At 72.6% G+C, this 19,722-nt stretch carries 19 protein-coding genes; 7 read left to right on the plus strand and 12 right to left on the minus strand.

Going from position 1 to position 19,722, the window contains the following annotated elements; all coding sequences use genetic code 11:
• Nucleotides 1–49 precede the first annotated feature (49 nt).
• On the minus strand, nucleotides 50–940 hold the full coding sequence (locus ACFVYR_RS18820; protein ID WP_384253654.1) for a hypothetical protein: 891 nt from the start codon (nucleotides 938–940) through the stop codon (nucleotides 50–52).
• A gap of 83 nt (nucleotides 941–1,023) precedes the next feature.
• Here ACFVYR_RS18820 and ACFVYR_RS18825 point away from each other — a divergent pair, with 83 nt between their 5' ends.
• Nucleotides 1,024–1,644, plus strand: coding sequence for a flavin reductase family protein (locus ACFVYR_RS18825; protein WP_384253656.1), 621 nt, complete (start codon nucleotides 1,024–1,026; stop codon nucleotides 1,642–1,644).
• Nucleotides 1,645–1,677: 33 nt separating this feature from the next.
• Here ACFVYR_RS18825 and ACFVYR_RS18830 read toward each other — a convergent pair whose 3' ends face one another.
• Entirely contained in the window at nucleotides 1,678–3,009 is a 1,332-nt protein-coding gene (locus tag ACFVYR_RS18830; protein WP_384253658.1) for an MFS transporter, read from the minus strand.
• Nucleotides 3,010–3,068: 59 nt separating this feature from the next.
• On the opposite strand from ACFVYR_RS18830, the gene ACFVYR_RS18835 reads away from it, so the two are divergent.
• Nucleotides 3,069–4,238, plus strand: a complete 1,170-nt coding sequence (locus ACFVYR_RS18835; protein ID WP_384253661.1) for a GlxA family transcriptional regulator — start codon at nucleotides 3,069–3,071, stop codon at nucleotides 4,236–4,238.
• 433 nt (nucleotides 4,239–4,671) lie between these two features.
• On the opposite strand, the gene ACFVYR_RS18840 is transcribed toward ACFVYR_RS18835, so the two are convergent.
• From ACFVYR_RS18840 to ACFVYR_RS18850, 3 genes are read right to left on the minus strand one after another with little or no spacing between them, the layout of a single operon-like run.
• Nucleotides 4,672–5,721: a Zn-dependent alcohol dehydrogenase gene (locus ACFVYR_RS18840; RefSeq protein WP_384253663.1), complete on the minus strand. Its 1,050-nt coding sequence runs from the start codon at nucleotides 5,719–5,721 to the stop codon at nucleotides 4,672–4,674.
• A 12-nt stretch (nucleotides 5,722–5,733) separates the two neighbouring features.
• A complete protein-coding gene (locus ACFVYR_RS18845; RefSeq protein ID WP_384253665.1) occupies nucleotides 5,734–7,128 on the minus strand; it encodes an acyl-CoA dehydrogenase family protein in 1,395 nt (464 codons plus the stop codon).
• Nucleotides 7,129–7,183: 55 nt separating this feature from the next.
• Nucleotides 7,184–8,095 carry an SDR family NAD(P)-dependent oxidoreductase gene (locus ACFVYR_RS18850; RefSeq protein WP_384253667.1) on the minus strand — a complete coding sequence of 304 codons (912 nt, stop codon included), beginning with the start codon at nucleotides 8,093–8,095 and terminating at the stop codon, nucleotides 7,184–7,186.
• Between the two features lie 84 nt (nucleotides 8,096–8,179).
• Here ACFVYR_RS18850 and ACFVYR_RS18855 point away from each other — a divergent pair, with 84 nt between their 5' ends.
• Nucleotides 8,180–9,118 carry a cyclase family protein gene (locus ACFVYR_RS18855; RefSeq protein WP_384253669.1) on the plus strand — a complete coding sequence of 313 codons (939 nt, stop codon included), beginning with the start codon at nucleotides 8,180–8,182 and terminating at the stop codon, nucleotides 9,116–9,118.
• 419 nt (nucleotides 9,119–9,537) lie between these two features.
• Here the strand turns inward: ACFVYR_RS18855 and ACFVYR_RS18860 are convergent, their stop codons facing one another.
• The 3 genes from ACFVYR_RS18860 to ACFVYR_RS18870 all read right to left on the minus strand — a co-directional run bounded on the left by ACFVYR_RS18860 (nucleotide 9,538) and on the right by ACFVYR_RS18870 (nucleotide 12,667).
• The gene (locus ACFVYR_RS18860) at nucleotides 9,538–10,128 is read right to left on the minus strand and encodes an ATP-binding protein (RefSeq protein WP_384253672.1); all 591 of its coding nucleotides are present in this window, start codon (nucleotides 10,126–10,128) and stop codon (nucleotides 9,538–9,540) included.
• Nucleotides 10,129–10,676: 548 nt separating this feature from the next.
• On the minus strand, nucleotides 10,677–11,516 hold the full coding sequence (locus tag ACFVYR_RS18865; protein ID WP_384253674.1) for an acyl-CoA dehydrogenase family protein: 840 nt from the start codon (nucleotides 11,514–11,516) through the stop codon (nucleotides 10,677–10,679).
• A gap of 8 nt (nucleotides 11,517–11,524) precedes the next feature.
• Nucleotides 11,525–12,667 carry an acyl-CoA dehydrogenase family protein gene (locus tag ACFVYR_RS18870; protein WP_384253676.1) on the minus strand — a complete coding sequence of 381 codons (1,143 nt, stop codon included), beginning with the start codon at nucleotides 12,665–12,667 and terminating at the stop codon, nucleotides 11,525–11,527.
• A 175-nt stretch (nucleotides 12,668–12,842) separates the two neighbouring features.
• Here ACFVYR_RS18870 and ACFVYR_RS18875 point away from each other — a divergent pair, with 175 nt between their 5' ends.
• The gene (locus ACFVYR_RS18875; RefSeq protein WP_384253679.1) at nucleotides 12,843–14,441 is read left to right on the plus strand and encodes a class I adenylate-forming enzyme family protein; all 1,599 of its coding nucleotides are present in this window, start codon (nucleotides 12,843–12,845) and stop codon (nucleotides 14,439–14,441) included.
• 21 nt (nucleotides 14,442–14,462) lie between these two features.
• On the opposite strand, the gene ACFVYR_RS18880 is transcribed toward ACFVYR_RS18875, so the two are convergent.
• Nucleotides 14,463–14,975, minus strand: coding sequence for an EF-hand domain-containing protein (locus ACFVYR_RS18880; RefSeq protein WP_384253681.1), 513 nt, complete (start codon nucleotides 14,973–14,975; stop codon nucleotides 14,463–14,465).
• 232 nt (nucleotides 14,976–15,207) lie between these two features.
• Between ACFVYR_RS18880 and ACFVYR_RS18885 the strand changes: the two genes are divergently transcribed.
• Nucleotides 15,208–15,582 (plus strand): VOC family protein, encoded by a 375-nt coding sequence (locus ACFVYR_RS18885; protein ID WP_384253684.1) that lies wholly within the window; start codon nucleotides 15,208–15,210, stop codon nucleotides 15,580–15,582.
• A 6-nt stretch (nucleotides 15,583–15,588) separates the two neighbouring features.
• Here the strand turns inward: ACFVYR_RS18885 and ACFVYR_RS18890 are convergent, their stop codons facing one another.
• Nucleotides 15,589–15,963: an STAS domain-containing protein gene (locus ACFVYR_RS18890; protein WP_384253686.1), complete on the minus strand. Its 375-nt coding sequence runs from the start codon at nucleotides 15,961–15,963 to the stop codon at nucleotides 15,589–15,591.
• A gap of 299 nt (nucleotides 15,964–16,262) precedes the next feature.
• On the opposite strand from ACFVYR_RS18890, the gene ACFVYR_RS18895 reads away from it, so the two are divergent.
• The gene (locus ACFVYR_RS18895) at nucleotides 16,263–16,871 is read left to right on the plus strand and encodes a sigma-70 family RNA polymerase sigma factor (protein ID WP_384253688.1); all 609 of its coding nucleotides are present in this window, start codon (nucleotides 16,263–16,265) and stop codon (nucleotides 16,869–16,871) included.
• Nucleotides 16,868–18,163, plus strand: coding sequence for a zf-HC2 domain-containing protein (locus ACFVYR_RS18900; protein WP_384253691.1), 1,296 nt, complete (start codon nucleotides 16,868–16,870; stop codon nucleotides 18,161–18,163). The genes ACFVYR_RS18895 and ACFVYR_RS18900 overlap by 4 nt, the downstream gene beginning before the upstream one ends.
• Before the next feature lie 16 nt (nucleotides 18,164–18,179).
• On the opposite strand, the gene purU is transcribed toward ACFVYR_RS18900, so the two are convergent.
• Together purU and ACFVYR_RS18910 are read right to left on the minus strand one after the other, a co-directional pair.
• On the minus strand, nucleotides 18,180–19,061 hold the full coding sequence (purU, locus tag ACFVYR_RS18905) for a formyltetrahydrofolate deformylase (RefSeq protein WP_384253693.1): 882 nt from the start codon (nucleotides 19,059–19,061) through the stop codon (nucleotides 18,180–18,182).
• Between the two features lie 69 nt (nucleotides 19,062–19,130).
• Nucleotides 19,131–19,631, minus strand: a complete 501-nt coding sequence (locus tag ACFVYR_RS18910; RefSeq protein ID WP_384253696.1) for a hypothetical protein — start codon at nucleotides 19,629–19,631, stop codon at nucleotides 19,131–19,133.
• Between the last annotated feature and the right edge of the window lie 91 nt (nucleotides 19,632–19,722).

The raw sequence follows: 19,722 nt of genomic DNA on the forward strand, positions 1-19,722 counted from the left end.
GGCAGGGGAGCGGCAGGTCACCGGCGCTCAAGGACAGGATCTCAGCATCTCAGCGCTCCCGGCGCAGGATCTCGATGTCGGGCGAGTCCATCGAGCCCGAGTTCACGAAGAGTTCGGGGTCGTCCGCAGTGCCGCCCACGAGCCAGGCCTGCCGGGCGTGGCAGTCGCTGACCACGACGGTCGGGCGCGCCAGGGAGTCGTCGGTGCCCATCGTCCACGTGCCGCCGGCGCCGTGGCAGGAGACGGGCTCGGCGCGGCCGTCCGCGTACAACCGGAAGCGGACGCCGCCATCGTCCTCGCTCCGCCACGCGCCCGCCACCTGCTCCGGGTCGACTCGCGGTGGCTCGTACTCCTTGATGAGCCCGGTCACCGTGGCGGCGACGGCCAGGCCGAGGGCGGTCGCGGTCACACCGGCCGAGATGAGCCCCGACATGATCCAGACCTTGCGCAGGGGCCTGCCGAGGCGTCGCCGACGCCGTCGGCAGTACGTGATGTTCAGCGCGGGGACGACGCCGCTCACGGCGATCCACAGCGCGGGCCCAGCGAAGGGGGCGCCGAGCAGCGCGAAGAAGCCCGCCCACGCGGCGCCGACCGGCAGCAGACCCCCCACCGACCAGGCCCACTCCCACTCCCACTCCAGCTCCAGCTCCCGCCCCTGCTCCGGTCCGCGGCCGCACAGAGCGGCGACCCTGCGCCCGAGCTCGACGGCGGGGAGAGTCAGTACGGCGGAGTGCACCAGGCCGAGGACCGGCAGCAGCAGGGGCGCGAAGAGGATCACGCAGGCAAGGCCCAGGGCGGGTCCGCCGACGCCGTAGTCGTCGTCGCCGAGCGTCAGCACGAACGCCAGGAGTCCGGCCACCGGCAGTTGCGCCGCGCAGGCCGCCGCGGCGGCCCGCATATCCCCATCGCTCCAGGTCGGACGCGTATTCCCCCGCTTCATGGGGCTGAAGATACTCGTGGGTCCGCAGTGTTTCGGCCGCGCCCTTCACATCTGACGGCCCGTCAGCTTCAATGGTCGGTGTGATGGGACACGCAGGGATGGCGGCCACCGCCGTCCGATACCTCAGGTCGGTCGGGGCCAGCACCACCACGGCCCCCGTCGAGGTGCTGCCGCGCCCTCGGCTGCGCGCGGTCGGCGAGGACGAACGGGCGCCGCTCGACCGGAACGAGTTCCGGCGGGTGCTCGGGAACTTCGCGACGGGCGTCACCGTGATCACGGCGCCACCCACCGAGGACGACGGGCCGGGCCCCGCGGGCTTCGCCTGCCAGTCCTTCTCCTCGCTCTCCCTGGACCCGCCCCTGGTCTCCTTCATGGTGGCGCGTACGTCGACGACGTGGCCGCGTATCGCACGCGCCGGCGTCTTCTGCGTGAACGTGCTCGGCGCCGACCAGGGCGCGCTCTGCCGCGGCTTCGCGGTGAGCGGCGCCGACAAGTTCGCGGGGGTGGCCTACGACGCGGCGCCGGTGTCCGGCTCCCCGCGCCTGGCCGGGGCCCCCGCCTGGATCGACTGCACGATCCAGGCCGTGCACACCGGCGGCGACCACCTCATCGTGGTGGGCAGGGTGGACGCCCTCGGCGCGACCGGGAGCGACGCGGAACCGCTGCTCTTCCACCGCGGCACGTTCGGCCGCTTCACGCTCTGACCGCTCAGGGAACCGAGCCGGGCCCGAGGGTGCTCACACGGCGAGCAGCGGCTGCGTCCGGGCGGTGGGCCGCCGGATCACCAGGACCATCAGCGCCGCCGCCGCGCACAGCGCCCCGGAGGCGTACCAGACCACGTTGTACGAGCCGAAGGCGTCCCGCGCCACCCCCCCGAGGAACGCGACCAGAGCGGCGCCCACCTGGTGCGACGCCAGCACCCAGCCGAAGACGATCGCGCTGTCGTCGCCGTACTGCTCGCGGCAGAGGGCCAGGGTCGGCGGGACGGTGGCCACCCAGTCCAGGCCGTAGAAGACGATGAAGAAGATCATCGGCGGGTGGACGTTCGGCGCGAGCAGGATGGGCAGGAAGAGCAGCGAGACGCCGCGCAGCGCGTAGTACACGGCGAGCAGGCGCCGGGAGTCGAAGCGGTCCGTGAACCAGCCGGACGCGACCGTCCCGACGATGTCGAAGATCCCGATGACGGCGAGCAGCGAGGCGGCGGCCCTGACGCCCATGCCGTGGTCGTGGGCGGCGGGCACGAAGTGGGTCTGGATGAGCCCGTTCGTCGAGGCACCGCAGATCGCGAAGCTCCCCGCGAGCAGCCAGAAGGGGCCGGTGCGGGCGGCGTTGACGAGCGCCGTGACCGCGCGCCGGGCCGCGCCGGGGACGGGTGGCGGCTTCGCCACGAACTCCTTCGAGCCGTACGGCTTCAGGCCCACGTCGGCCGGGTGGTCCCGCAGCAGCAGCCATACGAAGGGGACGACCGCCAGGGCCGCGAGCGCGACCGTCACGGCGGCGGGCCGCCACCGGTACGTCTCGACGATCCACGACAGCAGCGGCAGGAAGATCAACTGGCCCGAGGCGGAGGCCGCGGTGAGGATGCCGCTGACGAACCCGCGCCGTTCGGTGAACCACCGGTTGGTGACGGTGGCCGCGAAGGCGAGCGCCATCGATCCGGACCCGAGCCCGACGAGCAGTCCCCAGCACAGCAGCAGCTGCCAGGCGGAGTTCATCCACACGGTCAGGCCGGAGCCGCAGGCGATGACGACCAGCGCGAACGCGACGACCCGCCGGATGCCGAAGCGGTCCATCAGCGCCGCGGCGAACGGCGCGGTCAGCCCGTACAGCGCGAGATTGACGGAGACCGCGAGCCCGACGGTACCGCGTGACCAGCCGAAATCCTCCTTCAGCGGGTCGAAGAGGAGACCGGGGAGCGAGCGGAACGCGGCGGCGCCGATGATCGTCACGAAGGTGACGGCAGCGACGAACCAGGCACGGTGGATACGGGGCGTACGGCGCTCGGGCGCGGTCGGCGGGGAGGAGGTCCGCTCGGTCGTCTCGGTTGTCTGGGTCACGTCATCCAGCATCGGGAGTTGATCCATCCCGAACGAGTGGCCCGAGGGACAGCATTCGCTAGGATCGGGCCATGCCCCTGCCTGCCGGTGAATCCGCACTCGAACCCGGAGCCGGGCCCGCAGCCGCGTCCGCCCGCCCGGACAGGCACCGCGTCGTCGTGCTCGCCCTGGACGGTGTGATCCCCTTCGAACTCGGCATCCCGCAGCGCATCTTCAAGGGCGCACGCACCCCCGACATGCACCACCTCTACGAGGTGGTGACCTGTTCGGTCCGCCCGCCGGGCCCCGTCCGCACGGACGCCGACTTCGCGATCCTGGTCGAGCACGGCCCCGAGGCCCTGGCCACGGCGGACACGGTCGTGATCCCGGCCTCGTACGAACTCGGCCCGGTGTACGAGGAGGGCAGCCTCACCCCCGAACTGGCCGCCGCGTTCGCTCACATCCGGCCGGGCACACGCCTTGTCGCCATCTGCACGGGCGGCTACGTCCTGGCCGCCGCCGGTTGCCTCGACGGCCGCCCCGCGACCACGCACTGGTCATCGGCGGAGCACTTCCAGAAGCTCTTCCCCGCGGTCGAGGTGGACGCGGACGTGCTGTTCATCGACGACGGCGATGTCCTGACGTCGGCGGGCGTGGCCGCGGGCATCGACCTCTGCCTCCATGTCGTACGCCGCGACCACGGCACCGCGGTCGCCAACGAGGTGGCCCGCCGCACCGTCGTACCGCCGCACCGCGACGGCGGCCAGGCGCAGTACATCCAACGCCCCGTTCCCGAGCCGCGGTCGGCGACCACGCGGACCGCGCGGGCCTGGGCGCTCGGCCATCTCGACCGGCCGCTGCAACTGCGCGACATGGCGGAGCAGGAGTCGATGTCGGTCCGCACGTTCACCCGGCGGTTCCGCGAGGAGGTGGGGATCAGTCCGGGCCAGTGGCTGACGCAGCAGCGCGTGGAACGGGCGCGGCACCTCCTGGAGTGCTCGGACCTCTCCGTCGACCAGGTGGCGCGGGACGCGGGCTTCGGCACGGCCCAGTCGATGCGGCAGCACCTACAGGCCGCGCTCGGGGTCACTCCCACCACCTACCGCCGTACGTTCCGCGATGTCGCCGCGGGCCGCGTCCCCGGCCGGCGCGGGCTTCACCTCTCCGAGGACGCCGATCAGCGTCAGCACGACGCCGAGGCCCACGCCCGCGAGGATCGCCGTGGCCGGCGCGACCACGTTCAGGAGTCCGCCCGCCAGTGACCCGCCGGCGGCGTATCCGGCGCGCACGGACGCGTACATCACCGAGTAGCCCGCGGCGAGGGCGCTGGGCGGCAGCACCTCGCGCAGCGACAGGTTCCGGGTGAGCATGGCCCCGGCCTGCAACACCCCGACCACGCCGACCCGGACGGGTGAGCGTCGCCCCCGCGGCGCACGGCGGGAGTCGAGGCAGCGAGCCCCCCACCGGCCCGCAGCCGAGAACGGCCCCCGGGGCAGGTGCACCACCACCGGGCCGCAGCCGCGAAACCGGCCGGAGGGGACGTGGGGGTATGTGCGAACGGAGCACCGAGCACGCTATAGCCCCGTTGTTCGTGCAGCGTGACGCAGGGATAGCGAGTACGCACATACCCCCGCGGCCCCGCCCCACAACCGCACAACAGGCGCACCCCGCCCAAGGCGCCCCCGCCCGAAAAGATCAGAACGTCAGCACCCCCCGCGCCACCCTCCCCGCCCCCGCGTCCTCCGCCGCCTTCGCGAAGTCCTCCACCGGGTACGTCGCCGTCACCAGTTCGTCCAGGAGCAGTCGGCCGGCCCGGTACAGCTCCGCGTACCGGGCGAAATCCCGCTGCGGCTGTGCGCTCCCGTAGCGGCAGCCGAGGATCGACTTGTCCAGGAACATCGACGCGACCACGAACGACGCCTCCGCGGCGGCTCCCGGCATGCCGAGCAGGACGGCCTGCCCGTGCCGGTCGAGGAGGTCGATCGCCTCCCGGACGAGCTCGACCCGGCCCACACATTCGAAGGCGTGGTCGGCCCCCTGGGGCAGGATCCCCCGCACCCCTGCCGTGGACGGGAAGAAGTCCGTGGCACCGAACTGCCGGGCCACCGCCTCCTTCTCCGGATTCGCGTCGACCGCCACGATCCGCGACGCCCCCGCGATCCGCGCCCCCTGCAGCACGTTGAGCCCGATCCCGCCCGTCCCGATGACGACGACCGAGTCGCCGAGGCCGACCGCGGCCCGGTTCAGGACGGCCCCCACCCCGGTCACGACCGCGCACCCGATCAGTGCCGCCGAGGTCAGCGGGATGTCGTCCGCGATCGGGACGGCCTGCACCGCCTTGACGATCGTGCGTTCCGCGAAGGCGGAGTTGGCCGCGAACTGGTACACCGGCTTGCCGCCCCGCGTGAACGGCTGGTCCGGAGTTCCGATGGCCTTGCGGCACATGGTCGGGCGGCCACGGTTGCAGTCCGCGCACGCCCCGCAGCTGGCGATCGTGGAGAGCGCCACATGGTCCCCGGGCGCCACATGCGTGACACCGGACCCGACCGCCTCCACGACCCCCGCCCCTTCGTGCCCCAGCACCACGGGCGGCGGAAACGGAATGGTCCCGTCGATCACCGAGAGGTCACTGTGGCACAGCCCGGCCGCGGCGACCGCGACGAGCACCTCCCCCGGCCCCGGTTCCCGTATCTCCAGGTCGTCGACCACCTCGACCCGCGTCCCGTCGAAGACGACACCTCTCATGGCGCGCTCCCCTCACCGAGGCCCTCCGGCCTCTCTCGGCAGACCGAGCACCCGCTCGGCGATGATGTTCCGCTGCACCTCGTCCGAGCCGCCGTAGATGGTGTCGGCGCGACTGAAGAGGAAGAGCCGTTGCAGGGCGTCGAGTTCGTACGGCGCGGCGGGGTCCCAGTCGGCAGGCCCCACGGCTGCCGCCGCCCCCCGCACCGCCATGGCCAGCTCCCCGAGCCGCTGATGCCACCGCCCCCACAGAAGCTTGGCGACACTGGGTGCCCCGACGGCCCCACCCCCGGCACCACTCCCACCCCCAGAGCCCCCTGCACCCCTTAAGCCCCCCATGCCCATGCCCACACCCCCGCCCCCGCCCACGCCCCCCGAACACCCCAACGTCCGCAACGCGTTCCACCGCATCACCCGCAACTCCGCCCACTGCCGCACCAGCCGCTCCCGCACCACGGGGTCCTCCACCGCCCCGGAGTCGAGCGCCGCCCGCACCACTTCTCCCAGCTCCTGCGCGAAGCCGATCTGCTGCACCAGCGTGGAGACGCCCCGCTCGAACCCGAGCAGACCCATGGCGACCCGCCACCCGTTGCCGACGCCGCCCACAACATGCGCCGCACGCGCGCGTGCGCCGTCGAAGAAGACCTCGTTGAACTCACTGGTCCCGGTGAGCTGCCGGATGGGCCGTACGTCCACGCACCCGGGCTGATCCATCGGCACCAGCACCAGGGAAAGCCCTGCGTGCCGACGCGACCGCCCAGCCCCGGCCCCACCCTCGGCCCCACCCCCGGTTCCGGCCCGATCCCCGCCCCCACCCCCCGTACGCGCCAGCACGAAGCACCAGTCCGCCTCCCGCGCCAACGACGTCCAGATCTTCTGCCCCGTGACGCGGAACTCCGCCCCGTCCCGCTCCGCCCGCGTCCGCACCGCCGCGAGGTCGGACCCGGCCCCCGGCTCGCTGTACCCCTGGCACCACAGCGCCTCGCCGCGCGCGATCGGCGGCAGGAACTCGTCTCGCTGCTCCTGGCTGCCGTAGGCGAGCAGCGTCGGCGCGAGGAGGTTCTCGCCGATGTGCCCGTAGCGTCCAGGCGCCCTGGCCCGCGCGTACTCCTCCGCCCAGACGACCTGCTGCGTCAGCGTGCCGACCCGATTCCCGTAAACCCCCGTACGGGCACCCGTACCCATACCCGCACTCGCACCCGCACCCGCACCCGCGTCCCACCCGAGCCCGATCCACCCGCCCCGCCCCAGCTCCCGCTCCCACGCGCGCCGCACCTCACCCCCCTCGTGCTCACTGCCCGGCCCACCGCGCCCCGCCGCGGACGCGAAGTCGCCGACGAGGTGCTCGGCGAGCCACGCCCGTGCCTCGGCGCGGAACTCCTCGTCCTCGGGTCCGAAACCGAACTCCACCGTCCCGCCTCCCACTCCACCCGTGTCCGGCCCCGCGCCACCACGCCCGTACCGCCTACGCGTTCGGCCGCTCCTTGGCCGCCGCCGCCTTCGCCATGGCCTCAAGACGCGCCAGCATCGGCATCGGGTCGGTCCCGACCGTGCCGGGCAGGAAGTCGGCGATCTTCTGCGGGGTCCACGCCCCGTCGGCGTACCCGGCGCGCAGTTCGCGCGGCTGCGCCCAGACGGCGATCTTGGGGCCCGCGATCGTGTAGACCTGCCCGGTGATCTCCTCCGCGCGCGCCCGCTCGCTCAGCAGGTAGACGACGAGGGCGGCGACGTCCTCGGGCTCCCCGATCTCCTTCAGCTCCATCGGTACGTTGGCGGACATCCGCGTACGGGCGACGGGGGCCACGGCGTTGGCGGTGACCCCGTACTTGTGCAGGCCCAGCGCCGCGCTCCGTACCAGCGAGATGATCCCGCCCTTCGCGGCGCTGTAGTTGGCCTGCGCGACGGAGCCCTGATGGTTGCCGCTGGTGAAGCCGATCAAGGTGCCGGAGCCCTGCTTCCGCATCACCGCGGACGCGGCACGGAAGACGGTGAACGTCCCCTTCAGGTGCGTGGCGACGACCGGGTCCCACTCCTCCTCGGACATGTTGAACAGCATCCGTTCCCGCAGGATCCCGGCGACGCAGACCACTCCGTCGACGCGCCCGTACTCGGCGAGCGCCACGTCGACGATCCGCTGGCCGCCCGCCATGGTCGAGATGTCGTCGGCGACGGCGACGGCCTCGCCGCTCGCCGCCCGGATCTCCTTGACCACGGCGTCGGCGACCTCGCTGGTCGGTTCGCCGCCCGCCATGGAGACGCCGTAATCGTTGACGACGACCTTCGCCCCCTCGGCCGCGGCGGCGAGCGCGACGGCCCTGCCGATGCCGCGCCCCGCGCCGGTCACGGCCACCACCTTGCCTGCCAAGAAGTTCCCCACGCCCGGCCCCTTCCCGCGGTTTCTGACGGACCGTTAGATTCTATGACCCGTCAGACACCGGAAGACAAGCCCCGCGGAGGACCCATGTCACGTCCCGACGCACTGCCGGCGGAATTCCACGACATCGCCAAACGCGTGAACAACTGGGGGCGTTGGGGGCCCGACGACGAGACCGGCACGCTCAACCTCGTCACCGACGACGTGGTACGGGCGGCCGCGGGCGAGGTCAGGACCGGGCGCCGCGTGCCGCTCGCGCTGCCGCTCAAGGAGGACGGCGTGCAGACGGGCATGATCCCCGGCCGGGTGAACCCCCTGCACACGATGGTGCAGATCAACCAGGAGCTGTTCGGCCCCGGCACGGTCGCCACCAGCGACGACGCGGTGACGATGGGACTCCAGACGGCCACCCACTGGGACGCCCTCACACATGTGTCGCACTCGGGGAAGATCTACAACGGCCGCCCGGCGGACACCATCACCGCCCACACCGGCGCGCAGTTCGGCGGCATCGACAAGGCGCGGCACATCGTCTCGCGCGGCGTACTTCTGGACGTGGCGCGCGCCAAGGGGCTCGAACGGCTGCCCGGCGATCACGCGGTCACGCCCGAAGACCTGGACGAGGCGGCGGAGTTCGGCGCGGTCACGGTCCGCGCGGGCGACATCGTCCTCGTCCGCACGGGGCAGGTCCAGGTCTATCTGGCGGGCGACAAACACGCGTACGCCTACCCGTCGCCCGGACTCTCGCTGCGTACGCCCGAGTGGTTCCACGCGCGGGACGTGGCGGCCGTCGCCAACGACACGCTGACCTTCGAGATCTTCCCGCCGGAGATCGAGAACCTGTGGCTGCCCGTGCACGCGCTCGACCTGGTCGAGATGGGGATGCTGCAGGGCCAGAACTGGAATCTGGAAAACTTGTCCACAGCCTGTGCAGAACTTTCCCGGCACTCCTTCCTGCTCTCCGCGATGCCGGAGCCCTTCGTCGGCGGAACCGGCACGCCGGTCGCCCCGGTCGCCGTGCTCTGACACCTCGCGCCGCGGACAGCACGTCCGCACGTCCGTCCCAGCGCATTCCGGACGGCGGCGCGTCGGCTCTCGCCCCGAGCGCGCCGCCGCGCACGCCGCCGTCCGGCTCCGGCGCTCGACTCCGCGTCCCGTACGGCCGCGAAGGGAACGGCGCCGAAATCGCGACTCACACCTCGCCGAGGACCTCCGTCACAGAGCGCCCTCGACGTCCCCTCGCGGCGAATCGCTGCACACCAGCGTGATCAATCGAACACGCTACGTCAACACCCACTTGGCGATTGGCGCCCTGTCGCCCGCCTTGTCCACCCGCGCATCGGCGTGCGCACCGAGGCACACGGCGGCGCATGCGGGCTCGCGAACCGGCGGGCCGGGCGGAGCGTACGGCCCGCTCGCCCTCAGACCGCTCGTGGGCGACGCCCTCAGACCGCTTCGTAGGCGACGTCGACGTCGCCGTACGCCACCCGGCGGTAGGCCGCCGCGCCGTAGGCCGCCCCGTCGCACGCCGTCATGCCGCGCGGCTTCACCTGGGTCACCTCGTAGGCCGCGGCGTCGCAGGGCGTCCCGTCGTGGGTCACCCCCTCGAACGTCGCCGCGGGCACACCGGCGTCACACCGGTCCACCTCGCACCAGATGCTCTTGCCCGAACCCTCGGGCTGCCAGCCCCACCGGTCGGCGAGTCCATCGACCAGCTCAAGGCCGCGGCCGTTGGTGTCGTCGCCCTCCGCGTGCCGCTGGGCGGGCGGCCGGGAGCTCCTGTCGGCCACCTCGACCCGGACCGTCCCCGGCACGTCGGCGGGGACGCCGGGGAGCAGCATGCGCAGGACGGCCGGACAGCCCGTGTGCACAACGGCGTTGGTCACGAGCTCGGAGATCAACAGGATCAAGGTCTCGGCAACCGGCTCGTCGGCTTCTATCCCTGATCCCGCGAGCCGTGAACGGGCCCACCGCCTGGCCCGTCCCACCTCGGCGGGGTCAGCCCCGACCTCCAGCTGAACTTGAAGCACCTGCACCGCTCACACCATCCGAACCGGCGGACACATCGCCTCGCGACTCCACAGGGTCACGGAACGTGATCCCCTTGGGAGACAGCATGATTGACGTTCAGTCACCCCAACAAGCGCTTCGGGCATATTCCAGCGCGAAGGAGTACGCGTACTGCATACTGTGCGACGCGCACCGCAGGGGGTCGAACAGACGGGGGTGAAACCCCGCCCTGCACTGCGAGCGGCGCGCATCGCCGGGCCCGGGGCCGCCGCATGGGCAACACCGGCATGGCTCCATCTCTGAACCACTCGCATCCCACACAAGGTACCCGAGCCGGGCACTGACTCCATGCCGTGACGAGTCACGCGTAGGACACAACCCGATATCGACGCTCAGTAGCCTTCATGCAGAAGGGTTTCGACCGACGAAACAACGCACATAGCGCACGATATCGGACAGACCAATTTTTGGCACCCCGCCGAATCCACCCCGGAACAGCCCCCGGCCCGGCTCGCGCACCGGCCTCCGGACCGGCTCCAGGTCCGGCTCCGGGACCGGCTCCCGGGACCGCCCCTCAGAGCGCCGCGGCCAGCTCCTCCTCCGCGTCCCGCGCCGTCCGCCCCAGCTCGGCCCGCACCCAGGCCCGCTTGAGGTGCAGATGCACGTCCGCCTCCCAGGTGAACCCCATGCCGCCGTGCACCTGGAGGCAGTCCCGCGCGTTGCGCACGGCCGCGTCGTCGGCCAGCAGCTTGGCGGCGCAGGCGTCCAGCACGTCGCCGGTGACGGCCGCCGCGTACACAGCGCTACGGGCCAGCTCGGCCCGCACCAGCATCTGCGCGCAGAGGTGCTTCACCGCCTGGAACGCGCCGATCGGGCGGCCGAACTGTTCGCGCCGACACGCGTGTTGCACGGCGGCCTCGCAGGTGCGGGCGGCGCTGCCCAGCTGTTCCGCCGCGTAGAGGAGGGCGCCGCCGGTGAGGTTCCCGGCGTCCGGCACCCGGTGCAGCGGTGTCAGCGGGTCGACGGACCGCAGCGGCACGGCGCCGGTCACATCGCCCCGCACCACGTCCGCCTCCTCCAGCCACGGCACCAGCGACCCGTCGACCGCGGTCACCACGACGTCCCCCGACGCGGCGCCCGGCACGACGCCCGCCGCCAGGAACGACGCCACCGCGGGCCCCGGCAGCAGCGCGCGCCCCGCCTCCTCGAAGATCAACACGGCCTCGGGGAGCCCCAGTCCGACCCCGCCCTCCTCCTCGGGCAGCGCGAGCGAGAAGAACCCGGCCTCCCCCAGCTCGCGCCAGAGTCCCCGGTCCACCCGGTCCGCGGCCTCCCGCAGCACGAACCGCCCCTCCAGGAGCTGCCGCACCCCGGCCCGCAACGCCCGCTGGTCCTCAGTCAGTTGAAAGTCCACGCGCCCCCTCACCGGCCCTTCGGCAGGCCGAGGATGCGCTCGGCCACGATGTTCTGCTGGATCTGCGAGGTGCCCGCGGCGATGGTGTACGAGAGGGAGGAGAGGCGGTCCAGGGTCCACTCCTGCCCGAGGTCGAGGGCGCCCGCGCCGAGCACGTCGGCCGCGGCGTCGTACAGCTCCTGGCGCGCGTGCGAGTAGCGCAGCTTGAAGACCGAGCCGCCCACGCCGGGGACCCCGCCCGTGCGCTGCGCCTCGCTCACGTTCCACTGCGTGAGCCGCCACAGGGCCGAGAACTCGGCGCTCAGCCGGCCCAGCCTGCGCCGCAGCGCCGAGTCGTCCCAGCGGCCGTTCCCGCGCGCCTCGCGGGCCAGCTCGCCAAGGACGCGGCGGCAGGCCACCACCTCCCCCACGAAGGCGGTGCCCCGCTCGTAGGAGAGGGTCACCATCGTCACGCGCCAGCCGTCGTTCTCCTCGCCCACGCGGTTCGCCACCGGCACCCGCACCTCGTCGAGGAACATCTCCGCGAACTCCGTCGACCCGGCGAGGGTGCGCAGCGGCCGCACGGTGATCCCGGGGGCGTCCATCGGCATCGCGAGCCAGGTGATGCCGCGGTGCTTGGGCACCGCCTCGCTCACCGGTGTCGTGCGCACCAGGAGCTCGCACCAGTCGGCCACCTCCGCGTGGGAGGTCCAGATCTTGGACCCGCTCACCACGTAGTGGTCGCCCTCGCGCCGCGCGCGCGTGCGCAGTGCCGCGAGGTCGGACCCGGCCTCGGGTTCGCTGAACCCCTGGCACCACACCTCGTCGCCGCGCAGCACGGGCGGCAGCCAGCGTGCGCGCTGCTCGGGGGTGCCTTCACTGGCGATGGTCGGTCCCGCGTGCAGCAGGCCAACGAAGTTGGCCCCTACGTAGGGCGCTCCCGCCTTCTCCGTCTCCTCCAGGAAGATGAGCCGCTGCGTCGGGGAGGCGTCCCAGTGCACGTCGCCGTAGCCCGCGTCGTACAGCATGCGCTGCCACGCGGTGTCGTAGGCGCGGCGGCCGGGCCAGTCCTGGGGCGAGGGCTTGGCGGGGAGCTTCGGCAGCACCACCGCGAGCCAGTCGCGCAGCCCGGCCCGGAAGGCTTCCTCCTCGTCGGTGTACGTGAGGTCCATGCGGCTCCTACGGGTCCGGGAGGGGATCGGGCGGGGGCGATGCGTGACAGCTGACGTACCGTCAGAGCGCAGGCTAGCCCCGCACCCCTGGACCGACAAGGCGCCCGGGCCTACGCTCACTGGACAAGCTGACTGCCCGTCAGTTCCTGTCGCGGGCAACGGGATTGGGGGCCGCATGAGCGCCGCGCGCAACGGGACCGCGTACGAGCGGAACGAGACCGCGTACGAACTGGGTGAGTCCCGCACGCTCTGGGGGCTGATCGCGCGCCGCGCCGCGCTCACCCCCGAGCGGCCGGTGCTCATCCAGGCCGCGGCCCACCCCGCCGACGACCGCGCACTCACCTTCGGCGGGCTGCGCGAGCGTGCCGAGCGCGTCGCCGCCGGTCTGTACGCCATGGGGGTGCGGCCCGGCACGGTCGTCGCCTGGCAGCTGCCCACCCGGATCGAGACGGTCCTGCTCTCCTTCGCGCTCGCCCGTCTCGGAGCCGTCCAGTCGCCGCTGATCCCCTTCCACCGCGACCGCGAAGTGGGCTTCGCGCTCCGGGAGTCGCGGGCGGAGTTCTTCGCGGTGCCCGGCGTCTGGCGCGGCTTCGACCACATGGAGATGGCCCACCGGCTTGGTGGCGGCGGGCGGTTCGAGGTCTTCGACGGGTACGAGTCGCTGCCCGACGGCGATCCGTCCGTACTGCCCCCGCCGCCCTCCGACGGGACGGCGGTGCGCTGGATCTACTGGACGTCGGGCACCACGTCCGACCCGAAAGGCGTGCTCCACACCGACCGTTCGCTGATCGCGGGCGGCTCGTGCCTGGCCCACGCCCTGCGTCTGAGCGCGTCGGACGTCGGCTCGATGGCGTTCCCCTTCGCGCACATCGGCGGGCTCGACTACACCGTGATGCTGCTGCTCTACGGCTTCCCCGCGGTCATGTTCGAGCACTTCGCGCTGCCCGCCGCGCTCGACGGCTACCGGCGGCACGGCGTGACCGTGGCGGGCGGGTCGACGGCGTTCTACTCGATGTTCCTCACCGAACAGCGCCAACTGCCCCCGGGCGAGGAGCTCATCCCGACCCTGCGCCTGCTCGCGGGCGGCGGCGCGCCCAAGCCGCCGGAGATCTATCACGCGGTGGTGCGCGAGATGGGGTGCGGGCTCACGCACGGGTACGGCATGACCGAGGTGCCGATGATCACCATGGGCGCCCCGGACGACACCGCGGAGAACCTCGCGACGACCGAGGGGCTGCCCCCGCCCGGCATGGAGATCCGCGTCACCGACACCGAGGGCAAGGAGCTGCCGCCCGGCGCGGACGGCGAGGTGCGGCTGCGCGGGGAGGCCGTCTGCCGGGGCTACCTGGACCCGGCGCAGAGCGCGGCCGTCTTCGACGCCGACGGGTTCCTGATCACCGGGGACCTCGGCCACCTCAGGCCGACGGGGCACTTGGTGCTCACCGGGCGGGCGAAGGACGTCATCATCCGCAAGGGCGAGAACATCTCCGCCAAGGAGATCGAGGACCTGCTCCACCGGCACCCGGCCGTGGGCGAGGCCGCGGTCGTCGGCCTGCCCGATCCCGAGCGCGGGGAACGCGTCTGCGCGGTGGTCGAACCACGGGCGGGCACCGCTCGGTTGACGCTGGCGGCCGTCACCTCGTACCTGCGCGGGGAAGGCCTCGCCACCTACAAGCTGCCGGAACAGCTGGAGCTGGTCGAGGCGCTCCCCCGCAACGAGACGCTGCGCAAGGTCCTCAAGTACAAGCTGCGCGAACGCTTCTCGGAGAACTGACGCGCGCCGCCTGCCGCACGCCTACTCCGGGACCGTGAAGTACTCCGCGAAGGCCTGCACGATCTCCTGCTCGGTGACCCGGCCGTCGCCGTCCGCGTCCAGTGCGGCGGCCGACCCCGCGGCGACGTCCTCGTCCACCCCGAGCGCCTTGAGCGCGCGCCCGGCCTCCTCGGGCGTCACCGCGCCGTCCGCGTCGCCGTCGGCCACGACGATCACCGCGTCCAGGAACGGCCGGGCGATCTCGGCGAACCGCTGGGGGTTGTCCCGCAGCCGCTTCACCGCGCCGCCCACGAACTCGCTCTTGGTGATCCGCTGGTCCCCGTCGCGGTCCGCGATGCCGGCCATGCCCTGCCAGAACGCCTCGGCCCCGATGTAGAGGGCCTGCCCCTGCTCGGAGCGGGCCGTCGCGCCGAACTCCGCGCACAGGGCGGCGGCCGCCGTGCTGAAGTCCTCACGGGAGATGTAGCCGTTGCCGTCCTGGTCGAAGGTGGCGAACCGGGCCGCGATCCTACGCTCGTACTCGGCACTGTCCATGATCTTCGGGCCGCCTCACTTCCGCGGTTGGGTGCATGCTCGGGGTGGTTTCCCCCGGCAGCGAGCGTACGTGGTGCCGGGTGCCCGGCAGCGCGAAAGCGAAGCTTGTGCCAAGACCGCGGGAATTCCGGGACAAGGGTGTGGCACGGGTGCGGCACGGGTGCGATGGGGCGCGTGGGTGCCGCGTGAAGCGGGAGGCGTGCGGGCCGGGTTCGGGGGCAAGGTGGGAGGCATGACGACGACACTCGGTGGCTTTGTTCTCGGGTCTCCCGACCCGCCCGCCCTCGCCGACTTCTACCGTGCCCTGCTGGGCTGGCAGGAGGCGGAGCGCTCTGCGGAGTGGGTCCGCCTCCAGGCTCCCGAACAGGGCCGTCCCTGCCTCAGTTTCCAGCTGGAGGCCGACCACACGCCCCCCGTCTGGCCGCAGGGCCCCGACACTCAGCAGATGCAGGCGCACCTCGACCTGGAGGTCGACGACCTGGCCGCGGAGACCGAGCGGGCCCGCGCTCTGGGCGCGACGCTGGAGGAGCACCAGCCGCAGAACGACGTGCGCGTCCTGCGCGACCCGCAAGGCCACCCGTTCTGCCTCTTCGTCGAGGGGGCCTGAGGCCTCTCAGGCGGAGAGCGGGGTCGCGCCGTCGTCCAGTGCCGCGGGGACGTCGGGGAAGACCTCGAAGAGCCTGCGTACGCCGAGGGCCGCGAGGACGCGGTTGACGTGCGAGCCGTCCTCGGCGCCCTTGGCGGGCAGTATCAGCCTCAGGTGGCCCTGGAAGGAGCGGATCAGGCGGCGCGTCGCGATCAGTACACCGACGCCGCTGGAGTCGCAGAACAGCACTTCGGAGAGGTCGAGCACGATGCGGCGGCGGCCGTCGGCCACGGCGTCGTGCACGCGCTGGCGCACCACGGGCGAGGTCAGCAGGTCCATCTCGCCGGAGACGCACAGCACGGCCCAGCCGTCCTGCTCGTCCACCGTCACCTTGAGCGTCACGCGCCACGCCTCCCGCTCGCTCTGCCTGCCCTGCCTGCCCAGCCTGCCCATCGTTCCGGAGCGATCCGGAAGCAGTCCCTACGTTTGGTTCTGCTTCTGCTGCCCCACCGCTCCCCCATGAAACACCAGCGGCCCCTTGTCAATATCACCCGCCCTCCGGCAAAGGGCACGCTTTGCGACAAACCGAAGTGCGCTGCCGACGCCGCCGACTACATTCGGGGGAGAGCGACGGACGCGAGGAGCCGAACGGGAAGTACCGTCGGAGTAGGCAGAACAGGGCAAGCGCACGAGGGGGCCGCATGCCGAAGGACGCGCCGCGGCGCTGGGACCGCCGGATGCAACAGCGGCTCGCGCACGGGGAGGCCGCCGCGCTCGCGGAGCTCTACGACCGCTTCGCCTCGCTCGTGCACAACCTCGCCCACCGCGTCCTCGGCGACGAGCACGCCGCCGACCGCATCACCCGCGAGGTCTTCGCCCACGTCTGGGAGAACCCCGACGCCTACGACCCGAAGCAGGGCCCGCTGCGCTCGTGGATCGCCACGCTCACCCACCGCCAGGCCGTGCGCAGGCTCCGCCAGACCGAGTCCGCCGCCCTCGCCCGCGGCGGCGAAGGCACCCCCGAGGAGCTGGAGCGCAAGGTCCGCCGCGCCTCCGTGGCGGCCCGCGCCGACTACATCGTCACGGCCATGCCGACCCCGCTGCGGGCCGCCCTGGAACTCGCGTACTTCCAGCGGCGCGACTACCGCCAGACGGCCGCCGACCTCGGCGTCACCGAGGACGAGGCCCGGCGCAGGCTCCGCCTCGGCCTACAGCTCCTGTCCACGGCCAACGACGTCGGCGACCCGTCCGCCGGCGCGGCCCGCAGCGCCGGGCCCGACATCTCGCGCGGGCCCGGGACGACACTGTGACCGGCTCCGACCGCCCCGACCCGCACGAAGGGCCCGACCACAGGGACGGCGCCGACGCAACCCCGCGCATACCGATGCCGCGCTCCTCCATAGAGGACACCGGGCAGCCCGTGCCGCCCCCGCCGACGGCCGCCGCGCCGCTCGCCCTCGATCACCGCGTCCTGAAGTCCCTCCTCGGCGCCTGGGCACTCTCCGCCTGCTCCGCGGAGGAGGCCGTCGCCGTCGAGGAGCACCTGGGCGACTGCGGGCCCTGCGCGGACGAGGCGCTGCGGCTGCGTGACGCCGTCGGCCTGCTGCACCCCGATGAGAGCCTCGACCTCGACCCGGGCCTGCGCACCCGCGTCCTGGAGAGCTGCCTGGGCCGGCGCCCGCCCCGCATCCCGGTGCCCGAGTGGGCCGTCCCGTACGACGCGGAGACCGCCCGCCTCGACGCCCTCCTGAAGGACATCGGCGACTCCGAGTGGCACGCGCCGGTGCGGCTGCGCTGGTTCGACGACGAGGGGCCGGTCAGCAGGAAGACCACCGTCGCCGGGGTCATCGCGCACCTCCTCGCCGTCGACGGCATGGTGGGGCTCGCCCTCGGCCTCGACGACCCGCTCGGCGCCGACGTCCGGGTGCCGCGCGACCCCGACCACCGCACCGAGGCGTACTGGCGCGCCTCGTACTTCCCGCCCACGCGCGCGGTGCGCACCCCCTGGCGCGAGCAGACGCACGAGCTGATCCGCACGGTGTCGTTCGCGGGCGACGGTTCGGGCCGGCTCCCCGTGCCGTACGGGACGGTGCCCGCTCCCGGCGGCGACCCGGACGCCCAGGCGCCCGAGAAGGTCGCACTGCCGCTGCGCGACGCGATGGTGGACCGCGCCTTCGAGTGCTGGATCCACGCGGGCGACATCGCGCACGCCGTGGACTACCCGTACGCGCCGCCCGCGCCCCGGCACCTCCACCACATGATCGACCTCGCCGCCCGGATGCTTCCCGGCACGCTCGCCGGACGCCGCCGCTCCGGACTCGCGGCGCCGCCCCGCCACCTGGTGGCTGCGGGCGCGCCGGGCCGCAGCCTGCGCCTGGAGATCGAGGGGCTCGGCGGCGGCGAGTGGCTCATCCCGCTCGACTCGCCCGCGGCGACCGCGTCACGCGAGCACGAGGTGGCCCATGTGGCGCTCGACGGCGTGGAATTCTGCCGCCTCGCCGCGGGCCACGTCTCCCCCGAGGAGGCGGCCGCGGGTCAGGACGGCGATCGCGAGGCCATCCGCGACGTGCTGTTCGCGGCGGCCTCGCTGAGCCGGATGTAGCCCCGCGGACGACGCTCTACGCGAAGACGACCGTCCGGCGGCCGTTCAGCAGGATGCGGCGCTCGGCGTGCCACTTCACGGCCCGCGCGAGCGCCTGGCACTCCACGTCGCGGCCGATCGCGACCAGCTGGTCGGGGGTGACGCCGTGGCCGACCCGCTCGACCTCCTGCTCGATGATCGGTCCCTCGTCGAGGTCGGCCGTCACGTAGTGCGCGGTCGCGCCGATCAGCTTCACCCCGCGCGCGTGCGCCTGGTGGTAGGGCTTCGCGCCCTTGAAGCTCGGCAGGAACGAGTGGTGGATGTTGATGATCCGCCCGCTGAGCTCCTTGCACAGGTCGTCCGAGAGCACCTGCATGTAGCGGGCGAGGACGACGAGCTCCACGTCGAGGGAGCGCACGACGTCGAGCAGCCGCGCCTCGGCCTCCGGCTTGGTCTCCTTCGTCACCGGGATGTGGTGGAAGGGGATGTCGTACGAGGCGACGAGCTCGGCGAAGTCCGTGTGGTTGGAGACGACCGCGGCGATGTCGACGGGCAGCGCGCCGATGCGGGCGCGGAACAGCAGGTCGTTCAGGCAGTGCCCGAACTTCGACACGAGCAGGACGACCCGCATCCTGTCCTCGGCGCGGTGGATCTGCCAGTCCATGTGGAAGGAGTCACCGATCGCGGTGAAGCTCGCCCGCAGCTTGTCGACGGTCACCGGCGACTCGGCCGAGAAGTGCACGCGCATGAAGAACAGTCCGGTGTCGTGGTCGCCGAACTGCTGACTGTCCTCGATGTTGCAGCCGGTCATGAAGAGGTAGCTCGACACGGCGTGCACGATGCCCTGCTTGTCGGGGCAGGACAGGGTGAGGACGTACTGCTCAGCGAGGGCGGCGGGGGCGGTGGACTGCTCGTTCATGCGGCCAAGGTTCCCACAGCGGGCACCGCTGTGGGCAATCGTCCCGCCGGTCGGACCCCCGGTGCGCGATCAGGCGGCGCGCGTCATGATCCGCAGCACTTCGAGGGTCTTCGGCGGCACGTCCGGGTCCTCCCCGTCGCCCGCCGCGAGGCGCACGTGGGCGTCGCGCGCCGCGCGGACCGCCTCGGGCCATCCCGGGTGCTCCAGATAGACGGAGACCAGCGCGTCGGGGCCCACCTCGTGCATGATCCGCAGGACCCGCAGCACGGCCGTGTCGACGAGGGCCGCCTCCTGGGGGTCGCGGAAGATCGTCCCCACGTACTTCTCGGCGGACCAGTTGTCGAGCCAGGTGTCCTCGACGAGCCGGTACACGGCGTCGGTCACGTCCCCGTACTCCTCGCGGCCCGCGAGCCAGCACTCCCGCTGGAACGCGGGGTCGGAGAGCATGTGCAGCGCCGAGCGCACGTTGCTGCGCCAGCGCCACCACGGCATGTCGTTGGTCGGCATGCCACCCATGGTGCTGGAGCGACGGCCGCGACGGGAAGACTTCTCCGAACCTTGCACGGTCATGGATCGTACGTTCCCACCCGCCGCACTCGAACCGGACCCCGCCCATTCACCTTCATGTCACTGTCCGTTGGAATCGCGTCACTCCACGGTT

It is taken from the genome of Streptomyces sp. NPDC058284 (genome assembly GCF_042881135.1).
Lineage (GTDB): Bacteria > Actinomycetota > Actinomycetes > Streptomycetales > Streptomycetaceae > Streptomyces.